The sequence below is a fragment of the Liquorilactobacillus sucicola DSM 21376 = JCM 15457 genome, assembly GCF_000612445.1.
GTDB classification, from domain to species: domain Bacteria; phylum Bacillota; class Bacilli; order Lactobacillales; family Lactobacillaceae; genus Liquorilactobacillus; species Liquorilactobacillus sucicola.
This window is the reverse complement of the sequence record NZ_BALC01000001.1, coordinates 309,931-331,385: the sequence shown is the minus strand read 5'-3', so window position 1 is coordinate 331,385 and position 21,455 is coordinate 309,931. Positions and strand designations below refer to the sequence as shown.

The following is a 21,455-nucleotide window of genomic DNA, read 5'->3' as shown; positions in this document are numbered from 1 at the left end:
GTATGTATAACTAGCTACTTAATTGATCTAGACTCCGAAAACGCCAATACATCCTTTCCCAGTGTCTGCTCCCACCACTACCAGACTCGCTATAACTGTAGAGGTATACCCTTTTTCCTCAACGTCTATCTTATCAAATTAAGGATAAGCGAGATAAAGCCATTTGTCAATTACTCATCATCATTTAAAACAGCATGCGGCCAATTTTTTATGTCATCAAGGAACTTTTTTGCTTTGATATTAATACCAACATCATTGTTATAAATTTGGTTCAAAGTAAGACGTAGTTTGTCTTTAGTTTCATTCTTGACTTTAATCGACCCGAGACGCATGATATCAACCTGCGAAAAAAAGCTCAGAAAATAGATTGTCCGGCGATCCAAATGAAGACGGTGTGGATCCAAATGCCAATGCTTTTGACATAAAAGTCCACCATAGCTCTCTGAAAAATCATAGACACTATTTCTCCGATGACAAATAACACAATCCTTCAGGTTGGGCTTTACACCAAAGTATCCCAGCAGTTGAACTTCAACAATGTTAGTTAAAATTGCAGCGTCAACTCCAGCATCAACCAGAGAGAGCGTTTTTGCTATCTTGGCATACCACTCATTTAAAGGATGATTATCATTAAATGCGGCTTCAGCAAGCCCCAAAATATAGGACGCATAAGCATTTAGGACAATATCTTGACAAATAGCCTGATACTGTCCAGCTTCTTTGACTGCATTAATAAATGACAAGCCCTCATCGTTAATCGTTCCGACATAGGTAGCTTTCGTAAAGGGCAGAATAGCTGCACTCAAACGGAACCCCTTCTTGCGCGCGCCACGGACAAAAAACATCTTAAAACCGAAACGATCTGTTAAAATCTTAACTAGCATATCCCGCTCACGATAGTCTTTGCGATACACAACGATTCCAGAAAACTCAGCCATTTTCGTTGTTCCCAAAATGACCACTCCTTTGCTAGTCTTTTCCAACTGCGAGTAACAATTACCAAGATCATCTTTCTTTCAAACTCACTTTTCTCTAGTAATCATCTTGTCTATAACCTAAAGCTTTCAGATCTGTCTGCTTATCGCGCCAATTACTTTGAACCTTGACCCATAATTCCAGATAGACCTTATCACCTAAAAGCAGCTCTATATCTTTACGAGCCTTTGTTCCAATCGTTTTTAACATCTGACCGCCTTTACCAATCAAGATTCCCTTTTGTGAAGAGCGCTCAACGATAATAGTGGCTTGAACAAGGATCTTTTCCTCATCTTCCCTTTGTACGCGTTCAACGATCACTGCAACCGAATGAGGAACTTCCTCACGCGTCAGTTCCAGTACTTTTTCTCGAATTAATTCACCTGCAATGAAACGTTCTGGGTGATCTGTTACCTGATCTTCTGGATAAAACTGAGGACCTTCTGGTAAAATTGCACTGACTGCCGTTATCAATTCTTCACAGTTATTCCCTTGAAGCGCAGAAATCGGATAAACCTCCTGAAAGTTCAACTCTTTACGATAATCATCGACAATCTCTAACAGGTGATCTGGATGTATCTGGTCAATTTTATTAATTACCAAAAAGATAGGTTTTTTGACCTCTTTAAGACGCTTGATGATAAAGTCATCACCTCGTCCTCTTTTTTGGGTTGCATTAACCATAAATAAAACAGCATCTACTTCATTTAATGTTGATAATGCTGCCTTGACCATAAAGTCCCCAAGTCGACTATGTGGTTTGTGAATTCCAGGTGTGTCAATGAATACAATCTGTGTCTCTTCTGTGGTGTAAATTCCTTGAATTTTATTTCGCGTTGTCTGTGCCTTGTCACTCATAATAGCAACTTTTTGACCAACAGCTCTGTTTAAAAAAGTTGATTTTCCGACATTAGGACGGCCAATAATTGCAACAAAACCCGAATGTTTTTTTATATCCATTTTCTACCCTCTTAACTTAGAATAAGTGCCATATTTTGGGAACAAAGATAATGAGCGCAACGATTAATGCGAAAAGAGCTGAGAGCAACACCGCACCTGCAGCCATATCTTTTGCTTTTTTTGCAAGAATATTATACTGGTATCCAGTCACTAGGTCTACTATGTTTTCAGCAACTGTATTCCATATTTCATTAATAAGTACCAGAGCAATACTCAGACATAGCCAGAGCCATTCCGTTGATGCTAGTTTCAAAATCCAGCCCAAAATAAGAGCCATAGCAGCTGCAAGCAAATGAAAACGCAAATTGCGCTCTTCGCCCATGACTGTCTTGAGTCCCTGACACGCATGATAAAATGATTGTTTGAATTTAGTGTGTTTCCACTTGTTTTTTTTATTTTTTAAGTCCATAAGCATCCAAAATCTCACGTTGTAAGTTAAACATTACCGTTTCATCTTCGTGGCGCATATGATCATAGCCATTGAGGTGCAAAAAGCCATGAACTACCAAAAAACCAAGTTCCCGCTCCTCTGAATGTTCCAGATATGCAGCTTGCTCTTTAACCTTGTCAATTGACACCATAATGTCACCAATATTTTTAGGAAATGAAAAAGTGCTATCCTCAGGCATGATAATCGGCATATCATCGTCGGCTTGTTCCTCAATTGCGAAGCTGATAACATCAGTTGGCTTATCAACTCCGCGATATTTTTTATTAATTTCATGAATTTTTTCGTTATTCATCAGTGTCACAGACATTTCTGTGTTCTCAGGTAATTTAATGTAGTTCCCTGCAAACTCCAGCAATTTCTTGATTAATTCAATCCATTCTTCCTTGACTTGCTTGGTTTCATCATAAATTTCTAAATCCACTACTTCTGCCCCTCTTTTTCAATTTCATTTGCATAGGCTTGAATAATCTCGGCAACAACAGGGTGACGCACAACATCTGCCGCGTCAAAATTAACAAATTCCACATGAGACAGATTACTTAGAATGTTTTCTGCATCAATTAGACCGCTTTGCCTATGTCCACGTGGCAAGTCTATTTGTGTCTTATCACCGTTAACTACCATCTTAGAACCAAAACCCAACCGTGTCAGAAACATCTTCATCTGGGCTCTGGTCGTGTTTTGAGCCTCATCCAAGATTACAAAAGCATTATCCAGCGTCCTTCCGCGCATGTACGCCAGTGGCGCAATTTCTATTATACCGCGATCCAATAAGCGTTCCGTATGTTCTTTGCCTAAAACAGTGTACAAAGCATCATACACTGGACGTAAGTAAGGATCCACTTTTTCCTTTAGATCTCCCGGCAAAAATCCCAATGATTCTCCAGCTTCGACCGCTGGTCTAGTAAGAATTATTCGTTCTACTAGATTTTTTTTCAATGCTGCTACTGCCATCACGACCGCTAAAAACGTCTTACCAGTTCCAGCAGGCCCAATTCCAAAAACAAGATCACTATTCTTAATTGCTTGAACATACTGTCTCTGACCAAAGTTTTTCACCCGAATTGGTCTGCCTTTTTGATCCTTGAGCAGGACGTCTGTATATAAATCTAGAAAATAATCCAAGGTTCCCTTATCCGCCATCTTGATCGCAGATAAAACATCAGCGCTGCCAATTGTAATATTCTGGGCAATCAAATTAGATAACTGTTGGAGAATATCCAGCACTCGTGCGACAGCGCCTTCTTCCCCCGTGATTCGTATCGTATCTCCAAAAGGGCGAACGACAACATTTTCACTTTCTTCAAGTAATTCAACATGCTTGTCATGAGTTCCCAACAAAGTAACACCTTGTTGCGAATCAGTTAATTTGAACTCTTTTTCAACCAACTGTTTTTCCGTCAATCCACTTGCTCCTTCAATTAAGCATTATATGATTAAATCATAGCATAAAAGCTTTCTTAACAAAAGCTAAGCCCCTGATGCACTTCTTAAGAAATTAAAAAAACGAATTGCCTTCACAGACAATTCGTTCTCCTATCTATAATTCAACTTAATCCCCTCGCTAAGCAAAGGGAATCAGCTCAACAATGATTTTACAACCGAATTCACTAATTTGCCATCAGCCTGTCCCTTTACTTGAGGCATAACTGCGCCCATCACTTTACCGAAATCGGCTTTTGATGTTGCTCCAACTCGTTGAATAGTTTCGCGAACAATAGTCTTTACCTCATCTTCACCGAGCTGCTTTGGCAAGTAACGCTGAACAACTTCGATTTCCTTCTCAAGTCCGGGAACCAAATCCTCACGTCCAGCTGCCGAAAACTCCGCAACAGAATCCTTACGTTGCTTTAACTCGCGTGACAAAACAGCTATCTCCTCGTCAGAAGTCAGCGTATGACCTACTTTTATCTGCTCATTTGTTGCAGCAGACTTCAGCATGCGAACCGTACTCAAAGTCTTCTTATCGTGAGCCTTCATTGCAGCTTTCAAATCATTATTCAATGAATCAAGTAAGCTCATCAGTTCTATCCCTCCTTAGGAATTAGAAACGACGCTTGTTCTTACGTTTTCTTGCTGCTTCAGATTTTTTCTTGCGTTTCACACTAGGCTTCTCGTAAAATTCACGTTTACGATATTCTTGTAAAGTACCTGTTTTTGAAACGGTACGTTTGAAGCGACGAAGAGCGTCATCAAGAGATTCGTTTTTACGAACGACTGTCTTTGACATTTTGTTTCCCTCCCTCCGAGCTTAAAATGTAACCGTTATATTCTGCATAAACACACAAACTTTTAACAGTTCTATATTATTATAACTAAACCGCGCTCAATCGTCAATAAAACTTTACTTGTATTCAGCAATTTACGCTGTATATAAATAACGCATGCTGATTGTTTTGTAACTCTATTCATTATACTATAGGTGTAGTTCATAAAACGCTTTTAATTTTAAAGCAGGTGGAGGAAAAATATGTCCAATACTAAAAAAATATCTCTCTTCATAATCTCTGACTCTTTAGGAGAAACTGGGTATAACCTTGCACAAGCAGCCGCTGTCCAGTTCCCTAATATTGATTTTAAGCTCCATCGTTTCCCTTTAACTAAAACCACTTCGCTTCTGGGAGGTATACTTACACAAGCTAAACGTGCAGATGCATTTATTATTTACACTTTTGTGGATCAGAAGCTTTCAGAGTACGTTTCTTCTTTTTGCACTGCCAACTCCCTCTGCAGCTTGGATGCACTCTCTTCTTTGCTTGAGACAATCCAGCAAAAAACTGGTGCTCAGCCTGTACGTCAAGCAGGTTTGAATCACAACCTTAACGAAACCTACTTTCACCGTATCAAAGCACTTGAATTTGCTGTCACCTATGACGATGGCAAAGATCCATCGGGATATTTAAAAGCAGACATTGTACTTTTAGGCGTTTCGCGTACATCTAAGACACCATTATCTCTTTATCTCGCGAACAAAAATTTTCTTGTCGCTAATCTTCCACTCGTTCCTAAAGCCAAAATTCCTGATGAGATCTGGCAAGTCGATCGCCAAAAAATTATTGGACTGACAAATGATCCCAAGATTCTTAATAATATTAGACGTGAACGTATGCTGACCTATGGGTTGGATCCAGATACCAAATACTCAAATGTTAACAATATTGAGGCAGAACTAGAATACGCAAATGATCTCTATAAAAAGCTTGGCTGCCTTGTAATCAACGTTTCGAATAAATCGATCGAGGAAACTGCCACCTTAATTACTGAAAGCTTGATCAAATAGTCTAAAATCTATAAATAAAGAAAACAAGGAAGTCTGACAGCATAAGTTGGCAAAATTTAGATGTTAACGCACTATTGCACATATGTCACATACTATGAGTAATTCGAGATAGACGAAGAATTTTGAGCTACAGGACATGTTTATACAAAATAAAAAGAGGAGCTAGGTTAAATGTAACTTTTGACCTAACTCCTTATCTATATTTCATAGCCAAATACTCTGTAACTTAGGGCTAAGCTTATTTTTAAAACAGGATTTTCCCTTTGTTGGCGACTATTTCAGTCAGCATTTCAGAATCAAATTCCTGTTCTTTAAACATTTTAATCTCGTAAGCATATGGTGGAAATGAATTCTTCTTATCTGGTCCAACATAAGGGGTCTCCATAATTTTGGGAACTTCTTTCAATTTATCATGATGGACAATGTAATTTAGGGCTTCAAAACCAATTGTTCCAAAACCGATATTGGCATGTCGGTCTTTGTGACTGCCAAGTTCATTTTTAGAATCATTGATATGAACGACCTTGAGCTTTTCCAAACCAACAATATGATCGAACTCATTAAGCACGCCATCAAAATCACTTTTGACATTATAGCCCGCATCGTTGGTATGGCATGTGTCCAAGGTGACTGAAAGCTTCTCATTGTACGTTACCCCAGAAATAATTTGTGCAATTTCTTCGAAGGTCCGCCCCACCTCAGTTCCTTTGCCTGCCATTGTCTCAATTGCGATCTGCAGTTTTTGTTCAGGCTCGATTACCTCATTAAGCCCCTTAATTATGTTTGCTATCGCAGCCGCAGCTCCAGCACCGACATGGGCTCCCGGATGAAAAGTCATCTGCTTAGCACCAAGTGCTTCAGCACGTTTAACTTCATCCCTCAAAAAAGAAACAGCAAAAGCAAAATTTTCTGGTTTTTTTGTATTGCCTAAATTAATAATATACGGTGCATGGACAACAATATTGCTAAGATTATGCTCCTGCATAAAAGCTTGACCCGCTTCAATATTCATATCAGCTATTTTTTTACGCCTCGTATTTTGAGGAGCACCTGTATATACCATAAAAGTTGTCGCCCCATACGCAGCTGCTTCTTCGGCTGAGCCGAGAAGCATTTGACGACCTTTCATTCCAACATGTGATCCAAGTAACATTTTATCATTCTCCTTTTTACTGCACTATTTACACTACGAGTCAGAATTCAAGCCAAGTAATGCTTTATGATTCGCTCCGCCGCGTGTCCATCGTTTTTGGTATTCCACAGTCGATTGAATTCCTGGAAATCTTGCTTACCTATCGGTTTCTTCAAAGCTGTGATTAAGGCATCTGTTCTTAATAACAGCGGACCGGGCAACCATTCTTCAAAGTCGTTTTGTATCCCAATCTGACTCCGATACTTCTTCAAATCATAGCAATAAAATAAGATCTCTTTAGCATTGTCCAAAAGTGAGTAATCAAAAATAACTGATGAATAATCGGTTACCAGTCTATCCGTTACCGGCAAGAGATCTTCAGTCGTAAAACCTTCTACCCACGCTATTTTTTTACTGCCAGCAAATCGTTTCTTAATAACGCGGCTATAGTTATTCAAATGCGGATGGAGCTTAATTATCAATACTTGATCTTCGTGCAGCTGATCTGCCAACTGAAAGAAGGAATCTGGCAAGTCCAGTTTTACGCCTTCATCACTTTCACGATAAGTTGGGGCGTATAAAATAATTTCTTTATTCCTTAAGGCTGGATTTTCCTGATAAAAAAAATTTCTTTTTTGCGATACCCATGCCTGGTCGGAAAATTTATCTGAGCGTGGATAACCCAAGACAAGCATCTTACTGTCAGCAACATGGTAGCTTTCAGCAAAAATCGCTGCCATCTTAGTTGAAGCTACAACATAATCATCAAATTGCTCATAAACTTGTTGAAACCTTTTTTTGTCCGCGGAACTTCTCATCTTAGTTTTTGGTTCTTGCCATCCAAATGACTTGACTGCTCCGTTAGCGTGCCAGACCTGAACAACTTTAGTTTTTTCATGATTTAACTGACAACCTGCTAAAAAAGCATAGTAATTATCACAAAATAAAAGGTCGGCGGCCATAATAATACGCAACTCATAAAGCAAAAAATGAATTCCCTCTGTAAAACAGACCGTATTTATTCCTGCAGCAGTTAGTTCCTGTGCCGCCCCTTTGCAGCTAGGATAGTACAGCACAACTAAATGCCTTTTTTGAGCTAGGCACTCATTTGATAAACTACGGATGAAATCATTATTATTTCCGAAACTCATTAAATAGACAACCAGATTAGGCTTTCTAGTTCGAAAAAAAATTGAAAATAAGTGCACTAGCCAGATATAAAAAACCTTTTTCATTATTCAACATTCTTCCCTTAAAAACAATTTAGACAGTTAGCTCTGAATAAGCAGTCAGCCTAAGGCTCAGGCTCGTAAAAACGCCCCATAATTTTCACGTTATCTGAAATACTGACAAAAGCATACGGATCTGACTCTTCCATCGCATTTTTAAGATCCAGCTGTTCATACCGTGAGATAACCGTAAAAAGGATCGTTTTCTGATCATGGCGATAAGCTCCCTCTGCGCCATGAACAATTGTAATTCCGCGGCGCATATGAGTTTGAATACAATCGACTACACTTTTAGGCTTATTGGTCACGATCATGACTTGCATCTTCTGTTGGCGTGTATAAACAATATCCATCACTCGTGCATTAACAAAGATCCCGAGTGCTGAATAAAATGCATATGGCCAGCCGTAAACTGCTCCGGCAGCAATAATGATAAAGATATTGAAAGTAACATTGATAGTTCCGATACTCTTGCCTGTACGTTTTCGTAACGTCAGGCCAATAATATCCAAGCCTCCCGTTGAAATACCATTTTTCAAAGCCAACCCTGTCCCAAAACCATTGATAGCCGCTCCAAAAATTGCACAAATAATTGGATCCTTTGTTAACGTAACTACCGAGATCGACTTAATCATAATACTTGAAAAAACAACTGATAGAAAAGTAAAAAAAGTAAAACGATGTCCAATCTGTTTCCATGCCAAGAAAAACAAGGAACATTCAGTATAAACAACAACGCGGCAGTGGAGAGTTCAAAAGGCATATACCTTTTGACTAATGTTGCTATCAACTGGGCAAGTCCGGTTATCCCAGATGAGTAAATATTTCCAGGCACCCAAAAAAAGTTCATTGCCACTGAAACCAGAATGCCATAGATGAAAGATGCCGAAGCACGAGCAACATACTGATGCCTTTTCCAAATCTGTTGAATTTCATCCATAAAATTATTTTTATCTCCTTAATTTTCTCAGCTGCGTTTTTCCGGCCAATTATTTTGCTTAAAAGATTGCCGCTGCTTTTCTTCCAATTCAAACCGAGCCGGATTTTTCTTATAAAAATCCTGATGATAGTCCTCAGCCGGATAAAACGGCTTTGCATCCTCAATCTGAGTTACAATTGGAGTTGTGAAACGTCCGCTCTCTTCCAAAGACTTTTTAGAAGCAAGCGCAGTTTGGCGCTGCTTTTCATTATTTGTAAAAATAACGGGGCGGTAATTATCACCGCGATCTTGAAACTGCCCCATCGCATCAGTCGGATCAGTCTGCTGCCAGTATATTTGAACAAGCTGTTCATACGAAATTATTGTAGGATCAAAAACTATTTTAACAGCCTCAGTGTGTCCGGTACGATGTGAACACACTTCCTCATAGGTGGGATTGGGAACATGCCCGCCCGTGTATCCGGAAATAACTTTGATAATGCCTGGCTGTTCATCAAAAGGTTTTACCATACACCAAAAACACCCACCTGCAAAAATTGCCGTTTCCTCTTTCGAACTCAAATTTAACATCCCCTATAATTCTTCTACTGTGATTACTTTATAAGATAACCCAAATTAATCTATTCAGCAAGATGGGCAATTCACAACCATAAAAGAAAGCCACGAATAATTTTGTGTGCACCAAAGGAGCTGGGTCAAAATGAGGTATCCCCCCAAAATTAAATTTAACCTAGCTCCTCTGTTTTATTCAGTATAAACATAAACGTGTTCCATAAGTCAAAGTGCTCCGTCTAACTCTAACTTTACGGTGCTGCTGTAAAATACAAGTCGTTCGCAGTCATTTGCCTTAAGATACCTGTCGTAAATTGAAACAGAATTAATCTTCAGTTATATCAAGGTGAAGTTCGTCCAACTGTTTTTGTGCAACAGTACTTGGTGCATCAGTTAATGGTTCAGACGCTTTCGAGTTCTTAGGGAAAGCAATAACTTCACGAATATTATCTTTACCGGTAAGCAGCATCGCAAAACGATCCAACCCGATTGCTAAACCGCCATGTGGTGGGAAACCGTAATCTAAGGCATCCATAAAGAAACCGAATTGTTCCTCAGCTTTTTCTTTTGTGAAACCGAGTGCTTGAACATCTTCTCTTGAATATCGCGCTGATGGATACGGATTGATCCGCCTCCGAGTTCGTACCCGTTCAAGACAATATCGTAACTCTGTGCATGTGCTTTATGCGGATCTGTAGTCAGCAGATCAATATCTTCTTCATTTGGCATTGTGAATGGGTGGTGAGCTGCTATATAGCGATGAAAGTCTTCACTATATTCGAATAAAGGCCAATCCACAACCCACAAGAAAGCATATTTAGTTTGATCAATCAGATCAAGTTCTTTTGCGATACTTGTCCGCAGGTAGCCCAGAGCATCCGCGACTACTTTGCGTTTATCCGCAACAAATAAGATCAAGTCACCGATGTTAGCACTAGCGGCTTTTTTAATGTTATCAACATCGTTTTTAAAGAATTTTGCAATTGGGCCTGAGAATCCTTCCTCCGTAACCTTCAACCATGCTAAACCTCTTGCACCAAAGCGTTTGATATATTCCTGCTTACTTTCAATATCTTTGCGTGAGTACTTATCAGCACCGTTCGGAACAGTAATAGCTTTGACTTGTCCGCCCTTTTCAAGGATCGTCTTGAAAACTTTGAAATCGACATTCTTAACAGCATCTGCCATATCTGTCAATTCCATTCCAAAGCGAACATCAGGCTTGTCTGACCCAAAGCGATCCATTGCTTCATTCCAAGTTATTCGTGGAAGAGGCAATGTTATTTCAACCCCCAATGTTTCCTTCATTACGCGTTGCAGTAAGCCTTCAGTCAGGTCCTGAATCTCCTCAGCTGTCATAAACGAAGTCTCCATATCAATCTGTGTGAATTCAGGCTGACGATCGCCACGCAGATCTTCATCGCGGAAACAGCGCGCAACTTGATAATACCGGTCGAAACCAGCCCCCATCAGCAATTGCTTAAACAACTGCGGAGATTGCGGTAATGCGTAAAAGTGTCCAGGGTAAACACGTGAAGGTACTAAATAATCTCTTGCACCTTCAGGAGTAGATTTCGTTAAGTAAGGTGTTTCAATGTCAATGAATTTATTTTCGTCAAGGTAACGATGGATTGCCTGTGTAATCTTGCTTCTGGTAATCAGAGCTTTCTGCATTTCAGGACGACGCAGATCCAAATAACGATACTTCAGGCGCAAATCATCCGAAACATTGATTCCATCTTCGATATAAAAAGGCGGTGTTTTAGCCTTATTCAGGAGTTTTACCTCGTGAATTTCAACCTCAACTTTTCCTGTTTTCATTTTAGGGTTGATCGCATCATCAGCACGAGGAACCACTTTTCCTTTAGCTTCGATTACATATTCATTCCTCAAACTGTCCGCCACTTTCAAGGCTTCAGATCCGAATTCCTGACTGAAAACCAGTTGTACAATGCCTTCACGATCGCGCAAATCAATAAAAATCAAATTTCCAAGATCACGCCGTTTTTGAACCCAACCCTTTAAACATACTTCTTGACCAAAATAAGCTTCATTAACAAGACCACAATATATTGTTCGGTTCATTTCTTCTACTCCTCTTCACTTTCAACTATGTTTTGATAAACTTTATCAAATCCGGTATAAATGTCCCTTAGCGCAACTGAAACTTCATTACCTGTTTGCATATTCTTCAAGTTAGCCTTGCCGTCTCGCAATTCCTCTTCGCCAATCGTCAAAGTCAGATGCGCACTCATTCGATTGGCCGCTTTGAATTGCCCTTTGGGTTTACGCCCCAGATAATCACGTTCAGCACTGTAGCCTGCATGACGCAATGCTTGCACCAATTTCAGTGTCTCTTCATTCGTAGCTTCCCCGATTCCGACAACATAAATATCCAAGTCGTCAGCAATAGGTAATTCAATTTCTTCCGCCTCCAAAACTAACAGCAGGCGTTCCACTCCAAGTCCAAAACCTATGCCTGGAACTTCGGGTCCCCCAAGTTGTTCGACCAAACCATTGTAGCGCCCTCCTGCACAAACAGTTGTCCAGTGGCCTCCAAAAGCCTTAGAATTACTCATTATTTCAAAAATTGTGTGATTGTAATAATCCAAGCCACGAACCATATTTGTTTCGATTTCAAAAGGAATATCTAAAGCCTGAAGCAACTTCTTGACTGTACTAAAATGTTCAGCTGCCTCTGGCGTCAAATAATCCAAGATAGAAGGTGCCGCGTCAACAATTTTTTGATCTTCTTTATCTTTACTGTCAAGAATACGTAAAGGATTCTTATGCAATCTTTCTTTCGAGTCATCACTCAACTCATTCTCAAGTGGCTCCAAATACTGCATCAAAGCTGCATGATAAGCCGCTCGTGATTCAGCATCGCCTAAAGTATTAATTACTAACTTTAGATCTTGTAATCCGCACTGACGTAACAAATTGACAGCCATTGCCATCACTTCAACATCAAGCGTCGGATTATCAACTCCAAATGCCTCTACTCCAATTTGATGAAATTGTCGTTGACGTCCAGATTGTGGGCGCTCATATCGAAACATCGGTCCCATATAGAAGGTTTTGAACGGACGCTGTATCTCCGGTCCATATAACTTATTCTCGACGTAAGCACGTACCACCCCCGCTGTTCCTTCAGGACGCAGTGTGATGTGCCGGTCACCCTTATCAAAGAAATCATACATTTCTTTAGTTACTATATCGGATGTCTCACCGGAAGTTCGTGAAAACACTTCGAAGTTCTCAAAAATTGGTGTCCTTATCTCACTGTAACGATACTTTTGAAACAGCTGCCGCGCTGTTTGTTCAATGTATTGCCACTTTGCGGACTCGCCTGGAATAATATCAGTCGTTCCCTTTGGTCGTTGGTACTTCATCTTTTATTTCCTCCTCTTTTATATAAAAGAGTATGCCAATACAAAAAAGCCCTTGTCGCTAATGCTCGACAAGGGCGCAATCATGCACGGTACCACCTTTACTTTTACTTCAAGGGATAACGCTACAAACGGCATACACTGGTATGCACTCGAAAGTGTCATTCACTTGTTTGGTCAGATGGAAATTGCACCAAAATTCCACTCTCTCGGCAAACCTGACAAGCTACTCTTCTCTCGTACGGCTCAAATTATACTGACATAAACATACTAGAATTACGTCTCAAAGTCAAGAGACACTTGCCACTGCAAAAAATAAAAATAAGAGTTTTGAACTTTGCTCTTTGTTATTATCTTCTTTTTGCTATAATAGGAGACAGTAAAAGCAAACGGGGTCTTAATTGTATGCACACTAAAAAAAAGAAGTACAGCAACTATGTTTTAGGTTTTCTGATACTGTTGTTGACACTGATTCTGCTATATCGCACGACTGGATACTTTAAACAAATTGTTATCGAAACAACGAATGCTGAATTAAAAAAGGGCCCTGGCATTGAGTATAAAACAATTGCCCGTGTCAAAGAAAAAGAACGCGTCACCGTTATACGTACAAAATATCATTGGTCATATGTAAAAACAGCAGATAACCATCTAGGCTGGATAGCTGACTGGATGATCGATCCACAAAAACCACATAAAGTTGCTTCTCTAGCGAATGCAACGATCGTACTCGATCCAGGTCACGGAGGTAGTGACTCCGGTGCACTTTCAAGTACAGGTAAAATGGAGAAAACTTACACATTGATCGTTGCTAAAAAAGTTGCACATCACTTGCGCGAACGTGGTGCAAAAGTTTATTTAACACGTCAAAAGGATGTCTACGCCACACTAAAATCACGTTCTGACTTAGCTAATGCTGTTCATGCTGATGCCTTCATCAGTTTTCATTTTGATTCTTCGCCTCAGGAAAATGGGGCTTCAGGATTCACAACTTACTACTACCACCGCAAACTCTCAAGCAGGCTTGCAAGGAGCGTCAACACTCAGCTTAACAACTTGCCCTTAACTAACAGAGGAATTGCTTTTGGTGATTTTTATGTGTTGCGCAACAATAATTTTCCAGCTCTCTTGTTGGAGATGGGTTATATTAACTCAGAGCGTGACTTTGAGCAAATTCGTTCGCGGACCTACCAGAACAAGGTCGCAGCTGATGTGTTCTCGGGCCTAGAAAAGTATTTTTCTCATTCCTAATTTCTTTTTAGCAATTCAAAACAAAAGGATTCCAGCTTGCTCTTCAGTAAGCTAGAATCCTTTTTATTCGCCTTTAAGATAAAAAATTTACTAGTCTGCCTTCACTATTTCTCGAAGACTTTTAATACGTTTGTCAGGCACTATTGCAGTTCTGATTGTATCATCTGGGTCAAATAAAATTCCTCGCATTCCTGCACGATGTGCCGCTTCAATATCTAGCGTTCTGTCCCCCACCATAAAAGCATCTTCTCTATCAACATGATACTGTCCACATAAGAAATTCAAGGAAGTCGGATCCGGCTTACGCGGAAATTTGTCTTCAGATGTCACATAGCCCGCAAAGTAGTCCGCAAGCTGATCACGTTCAAGTAAATCACAGGCGCTTCTATCACGGTGTGTTACTAAGAAATTTCTTCCCCCCTGTTCGATGACCCAGCGGCATACCTCAACTGCTCCATCGAAGGGAAGTGCATCAGCTCGTTCAATATGCTCAAGACTCTCATATTTAGCTATTATCATTTTTGTCATTTTAGCATCAGCAGTTTTCAAAAAGACATTGAATGTTTGATGTAGCGAAGTTCTGCGCATCGCTCTGTACACTTGAAGAGGATCAACACTTTCACACTTACAAGCTGCACATGCTTCAACGAATGCCTTTACCATCCCACGATATGTATCATATAATGTGCCATCAAAGTCCCAAAAATAATCCGCCACCTAACAAAACCTGCCTTCACCTTTTTCTTCTTTTCATAATCCAATCAACTGCTACGTTCATTGCGAGCCGGCAAGCGTTCGTTTGATCCAGCATATTTTTCACTATAAAATCATGCGTAATGCCTTGAAACCTTATCTGAACAACGTCCCCACCAGCATCTCTTATCTTACGTGCAATTGCTTCTCCCTCATCACGAACAACATCAGCCTCAGCGGTCATTATAAGAATTTCTGGTAGCGTGGCGAGTTGTTCCAATGAGGCTTGCAGTGGGGAATAAAGATAATTTAACGGGTCTTCTTGCATCCCCAAGTACTGCTGCCAAGACCATTTCATCTGTTCCCGTGTCAAGTCATATCCCCCTGCATATTGATGATAAGAGAAATTATCAAAGTTGGCATTGACAACAGGACAAAACAAAACTATTTTGTACACTGGTAGTTGTTGTTTTTCATGCATCAAGAGCGCCAGTGAAATAGCCATTCCCCCACCTACATCGTCACCCGCCAAAATCAGACGGGAAAGATCAAGTGGATATTTTTTTGCAACGGCTGGTAATTGTTTAAAAAGCCCTTCAAGTTGCTTGAGCTGCGTTGGGGCTTTTTTTTCAGGTGCTAACGCATATTCAGGAAAAACCACCGCGACCCTAGTTCGGTTGACAAGTTCATCAATCAGTTTGCGATGTGTTTGGATATTTCCCGTCAAAAATTGCCCTCCATGAATGTAAAAAACAACGGGTACTTTTTCGTCTGCCTGCAATCCCACAGGGTAAACGACCTTAAAAGGTATATCTGGCAGAGAAGCATCTAAAGAAAGCTGCTCTGCTTTTTGAACAACATCATGCTGATACACAGGCGCACTTTGTTCCAGTTCAAGGCGTTCCCGGACGACTCTGACCCCAATTGTGGTCGGTACGAATACGTTGCTTCTCTGTTCGCACAGTTCACGTGCTGCACGTTCTAGCGATATCAACTGCATTGAACCCACTCCTCGTCAAACTAATGATTATTCTCAGTATCGTAAATAATAGTTACGGGCCCGTCATTTACTAGCTCAACCTGCATGTTGGCTCCAAAAACACCCTCTGCAACATCCAAGCCTTCAGTCCGCAAAGCTGCATCAAAAAGTTGATAATTCTTTGCCGCTACTTTAGGATCCTGTGCCTCTGTAAAGCTTGGTCGGTTACCCTTGCGTGTAGCGGCATAAAGTGTAAATTGCGAAATTGACAAGACCCCACCTGCCACCTGCTTAACACTTAAATTCATCTTTCCAGCATTATCGGAAAAAATGCGGACATTAGCCACTTTATGTGCTAAATAAGCAATCTCTTTTTGCCCATCGCCCTCCTTGAATCCGACCAGCAATAGTAGACCGTTTCCTATCTCGCCTGTCTTTTGACCGTCTATGCTCACCGACGCACGCTTAACTCTCTGCAAAACAACCCGCATAACTACTCTCCTTTTGCTAGTGAATTATTCTCTTTACCACATAAACATCTGGAACACGTTTGATATTATCAATTATCCTCTGCAAGTGAATCCGATCACGTACACCAACCGTCACATCCATCGTAGCCATCTTGTTGCTGTCTACACGACCATTTACAGAGCTCAAATGTCTAGTACTATTATTCAGCGCCTGTAAAATATCATTTAACAGACCCGAACGATTGTATCCCTGAACTTGTAAATCTGTATTGTAATATGTTTTATCGTCGGGAATCACATTCCATGAAACCTCAATTAGTCGGGTCCCTGAGTTTTGGGCATTCTTAACGTTAGGACAGTCAACTCGATGAATTGATACTCCACGTCCCTTTGTAATATAACCAACGATCTCGTCACCGGGAATTGGGTTACAGCAATGACTAAGGCGTACTAGCAGGTTATCAACACCTGCGATGGTCACACCCTCTTCGCTTTTATGATGTTTACTTGGCGGAGTATTCTCATTTGAGATTTCTTGATGTTCCTCTAGCAGGGCTTTTTCTTCTTGCAGTTTGCGATCAGCTTCTTTTTCTTCACGGATCTTCTCCGTCAGAATGTTGATGATTCCCAGAGGTGCAAGCTCGCCAAAACCGATTGAAGCATAGAGATCGTCCACTGATGAGAATTTGCGTCTGTGCAGAACTTTATTGATATTATCGGGTGTCAAAACTTTTTTTGGTTCAAACCCCATCTCCAACAAATTTTCATCAATAATCTCTTTTCCTTTATCAATGTTTTCAACTCGATCTTGCTGTTTAAAAAAGCGTTTGATCTTATTGCGAGCCTTGCTTGTATGAACTAATTTCAGCCAGTCACGACTTGGCCCGGCTGAATTAGCGGATGTGAGAATATCTACAATATCGCCATTTTTAACTTGATAATCCAGCGGGACAATCTTGCCGTTTACCTTGGCACCTACCGTTCTATTACCAATCTCAGTGTGAATTGAGTACGCCATATCAAGTGGTCCAGCTCCCTTAGGTAATTCTAAAACATCGCCTTTCGGAGTGAAAACATAGACACGGTCACCAAAAAGGTCCCCTTTAACACTTTCGACAAATTCGGCAGCGTCGCTTGTTTCATCCTGTAATTCGATAATTTCTTTGAACCAATTTAGCTTATTGCCAGTGTTATCCTGCTGGATCGCTTCTTTTTTGCCTTCTTTGTAAGCCCAATGAGCAGCAATCCCATATTCAGCGACCCGATGCATCTCATCCGTTCTGATTTGAACCTCAAATGGCTTCCCATCTGGCCCAATAACTGTAGTATGCAGTGATTGGTACATGTTAGCCTTGGGCATCGCAATATAATCCTTGAAGCGGCCAGGCATAGGTTTCCATTTAGTATGGATAGCCCCTAAAACGGCATAGCAATCTTTGATAGAACGCACAATAACACGGACAGCTAACAAGTCATAGATTTGACTGAATTGCTTATGCTGATCCTTCATTTTACGGTAAATGGAATAAATATGTTTTGGACGTCCATATATTTCGCAGCTCAAGTTCAAGTCAGCGATTGCTTCCCTGATCTCTTCAATAGCTTTTTCAATATAATGCACGCGCTCCGTTCGCTTAGAATTCATCAAATGGACGATTCTATAATACTGCTGCGGGTTCAAGTACCGCAGAGAAATATCTTCAAGTTCCCATTTGATCGTACTAATTCCTAAACGGTCTGCAAGAGGAGCATAAATTTCAAGTGTTTCATTAGCAATTCGTCGCTGTTTATCCGGACGTAAATGACTCAGTGTCCGCATATTATGTAGCCGATCCGCAAGCTTGACGATAATTACCCGTAAATCCTTCGACATTGCCAACAATAACTTGCGGTGATTCTCGGCAAGCTGCTGTTGATGGGACTTGTAGCGAATTTTGCTCAGCTTAGTCACGCCATCAACGATTATTTGAACATCTTGCCCAAATAATTCACCAACATCGCCAAGCGTAACCGGTGTGTCTTCGACAACATCATGTAAAAAGCCGGCACAGACAGTTGCCGGATCCATCTTCAAGTCCGCAAGAATACCGGCAACTTGGATAGGATGAATAATATATGGTTCACCCGATTGACGGTATTGTTCCTTGTGTACATACATTGCAAAAGCATATGCCTTCCTTACCAGAGCAACATGTTTCTCATTCATATAGTCCTCGACCATATGAATGACGTCATCCGCACTCCAGTTAGTCTCCTTCTCCATCTTATCAGCTCCTAAGAAATAAATATGTAAAATAAAAGCACGTGCTCAAAAGACCAAACGTGCCTTACAAGATGTTCGGTTATTCTCTGGTAATGCCATATGCCAAATATGTGATTACCACATAAACGAGCGAAAAGTAATACGCATAACTTTCGAAAAACAACTTAACACCTAAAAGATAAATAATCGGAAAAAACAAAAGATAAATAGCCGGTTCCTTTTTAATCCCAACTATCAGACCTGACAAAATAGCATAAACAACGTTAATTCCAAAGAGCACAAAACCAATTTTTTGAACGTCGCTGAAATCTAATTCCGCAAAAATAATTGGAACTACTAATGAAATAGCGAATGCAATTGCTAAATACCATAATGCTGTAATGGAAAAGATTCTTTTAATAGCCATTAATGTCCCCACTTCGTTAATAATTATGTTTATTTTAACCTAAATCCACTGTTTATACAACGTCAACACGATGCCATCGAACTGTACACTAAAAAACTTAGTCTAACCTTAAGCAAGTTCCAAAGCATAGGATAATGCTGCTAACAAGTAAAGCGGTGCTGTCTCTGCCCGCATAATACGCGGTCCTAGTCCTGTCAAGGTAAAACCATTGTCTTTCAGATACTGTACTTCAGCAGTGGAAATACCCCCCTCGGGTCCAAAAACAGCAAGCAAACTAGTATCTGTAACAGAACCCTTTTCTTCTCGAAGTTTACTTATTAAACTTGCCAAAGCCGTCTTTTCGCCCTGCTTTGCAGCTTCTTCATAAGCCACTATTTTATTCGAGTACTCTTTTAGCGGCAGATTTTTAATACTTTCAGCATAGTGGACAGTTGGTACTTCAACCCGATGTGCCTGTTCTGCTGCCGCGCAAATTATTTTCTTTAATCTAGTAAGCTTCTTTTCCTGCTTCTTTTTATCCCATTTTGCGATAGAGTAATCTCCTCTAAAAAAAATAAAACGACGTGCTCCAAGTTCAGTCGCTTTTTGAACTATCCAATCAGCTTTATCCTTTTTCGAAAGCCCACAGGCAATCGTCACCTGAAGGGGCAATTCAACCGCATGTTTGAATTTATAGTCGACCCTAGCAGTAGCAGAATTACTTGTAACTTTAGTCAATTGCATTGTGGTGACTTTCTTGTCAGCGGCAACTATCTCAAAATAATCGCCGACTTTCATTCGCATGACAACAATCGCGTGATGATAAATAGCCGCAGGCAGTTCCAAAGTGTCGTTTATTTCCGGCAGCTCTATAAAATATCTTTGCATGCTCTACTCCTTCTCAGCGGTTTTGTGTGCCACAATCGAAACCCACTTACCATCCGTCGCGATCTGCTCAATGAACAATCCCTGTTTCAAAATTGCGTCTTTCATTGCATCTTTTTTTGCTGAAATTATTCCAGAAGCAATGAAACGACCGCCTTGCTTGAGGCGCTCTGGAAGCTGCGGTAAAAGCTGCAGCAAAACCTCTGGTAATACATTAGCGACGATCAAGTCAGCACTAACTGATATTCCAGTTAAAAGATTATTTTGAGCGATGTCGATATTCTTAGCAAAGGGATTGAGTGCAATATTCTTGCGTGCAGACACTACTGCATCTTTTTCAATATCAAAAGCGTAAATCTTTCCCGCCCCCAAAGCTTTGGCTGCAATACTCAAAACCCCTGAACCAGTTCCAACATCAATTACTGTCTCTGCACCACGTATAGTATCCTCAAGTGCCCGCATTGCTAAAACCGTCGTCGGATGTGTTCCTGTTCCAAAAGCCTTACCAGGATCGAGTCTTATAACATTTTCATTAGACTGGCTCAACCGATACTTCTCCCAAGAAGGAACAATCGTAAGATAACGTGTCACTCTGCGTGCATGGTAATATTTTTCCCATTCATCAGACCACTGGTCGGTCACTTCCCTCAACTTTACCTCGACCTCACCTGGATCAAGCCCAAACTCACGTAGATTTTCAATTTTTCCTTTTATTACCGAGAGGCGCTTAGATATTTCTTTATAACTTGCAAAAAAGCTGCTTAGTTTTATTACAGCTGAGCCGTCTTTTTGCAGAGCTTGATCATCTACAATAATTCCTTCGGCACCTTCTTCAATAAGAAGTCCCTCAACAGCAGCTTGCGCCTCATTAGAAGTTACGATAGTTAATTCTTCCCACTGCACTTGTTTTCCTCCTACAATGATCTTTTAATTGCAGCATTAATACTGCGGATATAAAAGCCTTTTTGTCTGCCCATCTTCAATACTCTTCAGTACTTTTTCATACTCTTCATTAGACCATTCTAGTTCAAAAATATCAGCTTCTTTATTATTTAAAAAGTCTAGCAGGTCAGATTCACCATTATCAAGCACTATTTGCAGATATGTAAAGAATGCTTTCCCTTGAGCGAGTGTCCAGCCCTTTTTCCCCTCAAAGGGCAAGCAAACCAAATAATCACTTTGAACATTTTTAGGGTCAAACTTGGTTCGATCATATAACAAGATCGAATCGACAAAACTGATTATTGGTTCATCAGATTCAACTTCTTGCATATCTAAAATAACTTCTTGTGCCTTATTTTCAGCATAAAAGGTCAGATCTAAAGTAAAAGTATGCTGCTTTTTTTGCCAAGACACTTCTAGATTTCCATCAAAATCAAGTTTTTCCATATTCGTTTCTATGAAGTTCAAAAGATTTTTTTTCATCTTGACTACCACCCTTTCTGCATCATTCAGTTATCATGATTTCAATTATACTATTATTTGTGGTAATTACATCAGCTGTACCCATTATTAACAATAATAATTATATACCATACTTTGGCTCATCCTAGCAATCTCCTTGAACATAAAACACAGTCTAACTAGTTTTATAGTTTCTTTTTTGCTAAAATCAGGTTGT

21 protein-coding genes and 2 pseudogenes are annotated in these 21,455 nt (G+C 40.2%); 2 read left to right on the top strand and 21 right to left on the bottom strand.

Features of this window, described 5'->3' with window-relative positions; all coding sequences use genetic code 11:
* Positions 1 to 170 precede the first annotated feature (170 nt).
* The 7 genes from recO to rpsU form a co-directional block, all read right to left on the bottom strand.
* Positions 171 to 953 (bottom strand): DNA repair protein RecO, encoded by a 783-nt coding sequence (gene recO / locus JCM15457_RS01695; protein ID WP_081778154.1) that lies wholly within the window; start codon positions 951 to 953, stop codon positions 171 to 173.
* A 79-nt stretch (positions 954 to 1,032) separates the two neighbouring features.
* On the bottom strand, positions 1,033 to 1,935 hold the full coding sequence (era, locus tag JCM15457_RS01690; protein WP_034986910.1) for a GTPase Era: 903 nt from the start codon (positions 1,933 to 1,935) through the stop codon (positions 1,033 to 1,035).
* A 16-nt stretch (positions 1,936 to 1,951) separates the two neighbouring features.
* Positions 1,952 to 2,344: a diacylglycerol kinase family protein gene (locus JCM15457_RS01685; RefSeq protein ID WP_034987462.1), complete on the bottom strand. Its 393-nt coding sequence runs from the start codon at positions 2,342 to 2,344 to the stop codon at positions 1,952 to 1,954.
* Positions 2,328 to 2,807, bottom strand: a complete 480-nt coding sequence (gene ybeY, locus JCM15457_RS01680; protein WP_034986909.1) for an rRNA maturation RNase YbeY — start codon at positions 2,805 to 2,807, stop codon at positions 2,328 to 2,330. The genes JCM15457_RS01685 and ybeY overlap by 17 nt, the downstream gene beginning before the upstream one ends.
* Positions 2,807 to 3,790 carry a PhoH family protein gene (locus tag JCM15457_RS01675; RefSeq protein WP_034986907.1) on the bottom strand — a complete coding sequence of 328 codons (984 nt, stop codon included), beginning with the start codon at positions 3,788 to 3,790 and terminating at the stop codon, positions 2,807 to 2,809. The genes ybeY and JCM15457_RS01675 overlap by 1 nt, the downstream gene beginning before the upstream one ends.
* 174 nt (positions 3,791 to 3,964) lie before the next feature.
* On the bottom strand, positions 3,965 to 4,408 hold the full coding sequence (locus tag JCM15457_RS01670) for a GatB/YqeY domain-containing protein (protein ID WP_034986906.1): 444 nt from the start codon (positions 4,406 to 4,408) through the stop codon (positions 3,965 to 3,967).
* Positions 4,409 to 4,430: 22 nt separating this feature from the next.
* Positions 4,431 to 4,616: a 30S ribosomal protein S21 gene (rpsU, locus tag JCM15457_RS01665; RefSeq protein ID WP_003690207.1), complete on the bottom strand. Its 186-nt coding sequence runs from the start codon at positions 4,614 to 4,616 to the stop codon at positions 4,431 to 4,433.
* 240 nt (positions 4,617 to 4,856) lie between these two features.
* Here rpsU and JCM15457_RS01660 point away from each other — a divergent pair, with 240 nt between their 5' ends.
* Positions 4,857 to 5,666: a pyruvate, water dikinase regulatory protein gene (locus JCM15457_RS01660; protein ID WP_034986905.1), complete on the top strand. Its 810-nt coding sequence runs from the start codon at positions 4,857 to 4,859 to the stop codon at positions 5,664 to 5,666.
* A gap of 244 nt (positions 5,667 to 5,910) precedes the next feature.
* On the opposite strand, the gene JCM15457_RS01655 is transcribed toward JCM15457_RS01660, so the two are convergent.
* From JCM15457_RS01655 to hisS, 6 genes and pseudogenes are all read right to left on the bottom strand, one after another.
* On the bottom strand, positions 5,911 to 6,819 hold the full coding sequence (locus tag JCM15457_RS01655; protein ID WP_034986903.1) for a deoxyribonuclease IV: 909 nt from the start codon (positions 6,817 to 6,819) through the stop codon (positions 5,911 to 5,913).
* A 47-nt stretch (positions 6,820 to 6,866) separates the two neighbouring features.
* The gene (locus tag JCM15457_RS01650; RefSeq protein ID WP_161633651.1) at positions 6,867 to 7,949 is read right to left on the bottom strand and encodes a CDP-glycerol glycerophosphotransferase family protein; all 1,083 of its coding nucleotides are present in this window, start codon (positions 7,947 to 7,949) and stop codon (positions 6,867 to 6,869) included.
* A 143-nt stretch (positions 7,950 to 8,092) separates the two neighbouring features.
* A pseudogene (locus JCM15457_RS01645) lies at positions 8,093 to 8,967 on the bottom strand (YitT family protein).
* A gap of 27 nt (positions 8,968 to 8,994) precedes the next feature.
* Complete coding sequence (gene msrA, locus JCM15457_RS01640) at positions 8,995 to 9,528, bottom strand: peptide-methionine (S)-S-oxide reductase MsrA (protein ID WP_034986900.1); 534 nt, start codon at positions 9,526 to 9,528, stop codon at positions 8,995 to 8,997.
* Between the two features lie 316 nt (positions 9,529 to 9,844).
* Positions 9,845 to 11,604 (bottom strand): annotated as a pseudogene (aspS, locus tag JCM15457_RS01635) (aspartate--tRNA ligase).
* A 5-nt stretch (positions 11,605 to 11,609) separates the two neighbouring features.
* Positions 11,610 to 12,911, bottom strand: a complete 1,302-nt coding sequence (gene hisS / locus JCM15457_RS01630) for a histidine--tRNA ligase (RefSeq protein ID WP_034986897.1) — start codon at positions 12,909 to 12,911, stop codon at positions 11,610 to 11,612.
* Between the two features lie 402 nt (positions 12,912 to 13,313).
* Here hisS and JCM15457_RS01625 point away from each other — a divergent pair, with 402 nt between their 5' ends.
* Positions 13,314 to 14,159, top strand: coding sequence for an N-acetylmuramoyl-L-alanine amidase family protein (locus tag JCM15457_RS01625; protein ID WP_034986893.1), 846 nt, complete (start codon positions 13,314 to 13,316; stop codon positions 14,157 to 14,159).
* A 90-nt stretch (positions 14,160 to 14,249) separates the two neighbouring features.
* Here the strand turns inward: JCM15457_RS01625 and JCM15457_RS01620 are convergent, their stop codons facing one another.
* From JCM15457_RS01620 to JCM15457_RS01585, 8 genes are all read right to left on the bottom strand, one after another.
* Complete coding sequence (locus JCM15457_RS01620; protein WP_034986892.1) at positions 14,250 to 14,876, bottom strand: HAD-IA family hydrolase; 627 nt, start codon at positions 14,874 to 14,876, stop codon at positions 14,250 to 14,252.
* Between the two features lie 16 nt (positions 14,877 to 14,892).
* On the bottom strand, positions 14,893 to 15,852 hold the full coding sequence (locus JCM15457_RS01615) for an alpha/beta hydrolase (RefSeq protein ID WP_034986890.1): 960 nt from the start codon (positions 15,850 to 15,852) through the stop codon (positions 14,893 to 14,895).
* A 20-nt stretch (positions 15,853 to 15,872) separates the two neighbouring features.
* Entirely contained in the window at positions 15,873 to 16,322 is a 450-nt protein-coding gene (gene dtd / locus JCM15457_RS01610) for a D-aminoacyl-tRNA deacylase (protein WP_034986886.1), read from the bottom strand.
* Between the two features lie 16 nt (positions 16,323 to 16,338).
* A complete protein-coding gene (locus JCM15457_RS01605; RefSeq protein ID WP_034986884.1) occupies positions 16,339 to 18,564 on the bottom strand; it encodes a RelA/SpoT family protein in 2,226 nt (741 codons plus the stop codon).
* 79 nt (positions 18,565 to 18,643) lie between these two features.
* A complete protein-coding gene (locus JCM15457_RS01600) occupies positions 18,644 to 18,970 on the bottom strand; it encodes a hypothetical protein (protein WP_034986880.1) in 327 nt (108 codons plus the stop codon).
* A 108-nt stretch (positions 18,971 to 19,078) separates the two neighbouring features.
* Complete coding sequence (locus JCM15457_RS01595) at positions 19,079 to 19,837, bottom strand: 16S rRNA (uracil(1498)-N(3))-methyltransferase (RefSeq protein WP_034986878.1); 759 nt, start codon at positions 19,835 to 19,837, stop codon at positions 19,079 to 19,081.
* Positions 19,838 to 19,840: 3 nt separating this feature from the next.
* Positions 19,841 to 20,737, bottom strand: a complete 897-nt coding sequence (gene prmA / locus JCM15457_RS01590) for a 50S ribosomal protein L11 methyltransferase (protein WP_034986875.1) — start codon at positions 20,735 to 20,737, stop codon at positions 19,841 to 19,843.
* Between the two features lie 36 nt (positions 20,738 to 20,773).
* The gene (locus JCM15457_RS01585; RefSeq protein ID WP_034986872.1) at positions 20,774 to 21,259 is read right to left on the bottom strand and encodes a DUF3013 family protein; all 486 of its coding nucleotides are present in this window, start codon (positions 21,257 to 21,259) and stop codon (positions 20,774 to 20,776) included.
* Positions 21,260 to 21,455 lie beyond the last annotated feature (196 nt).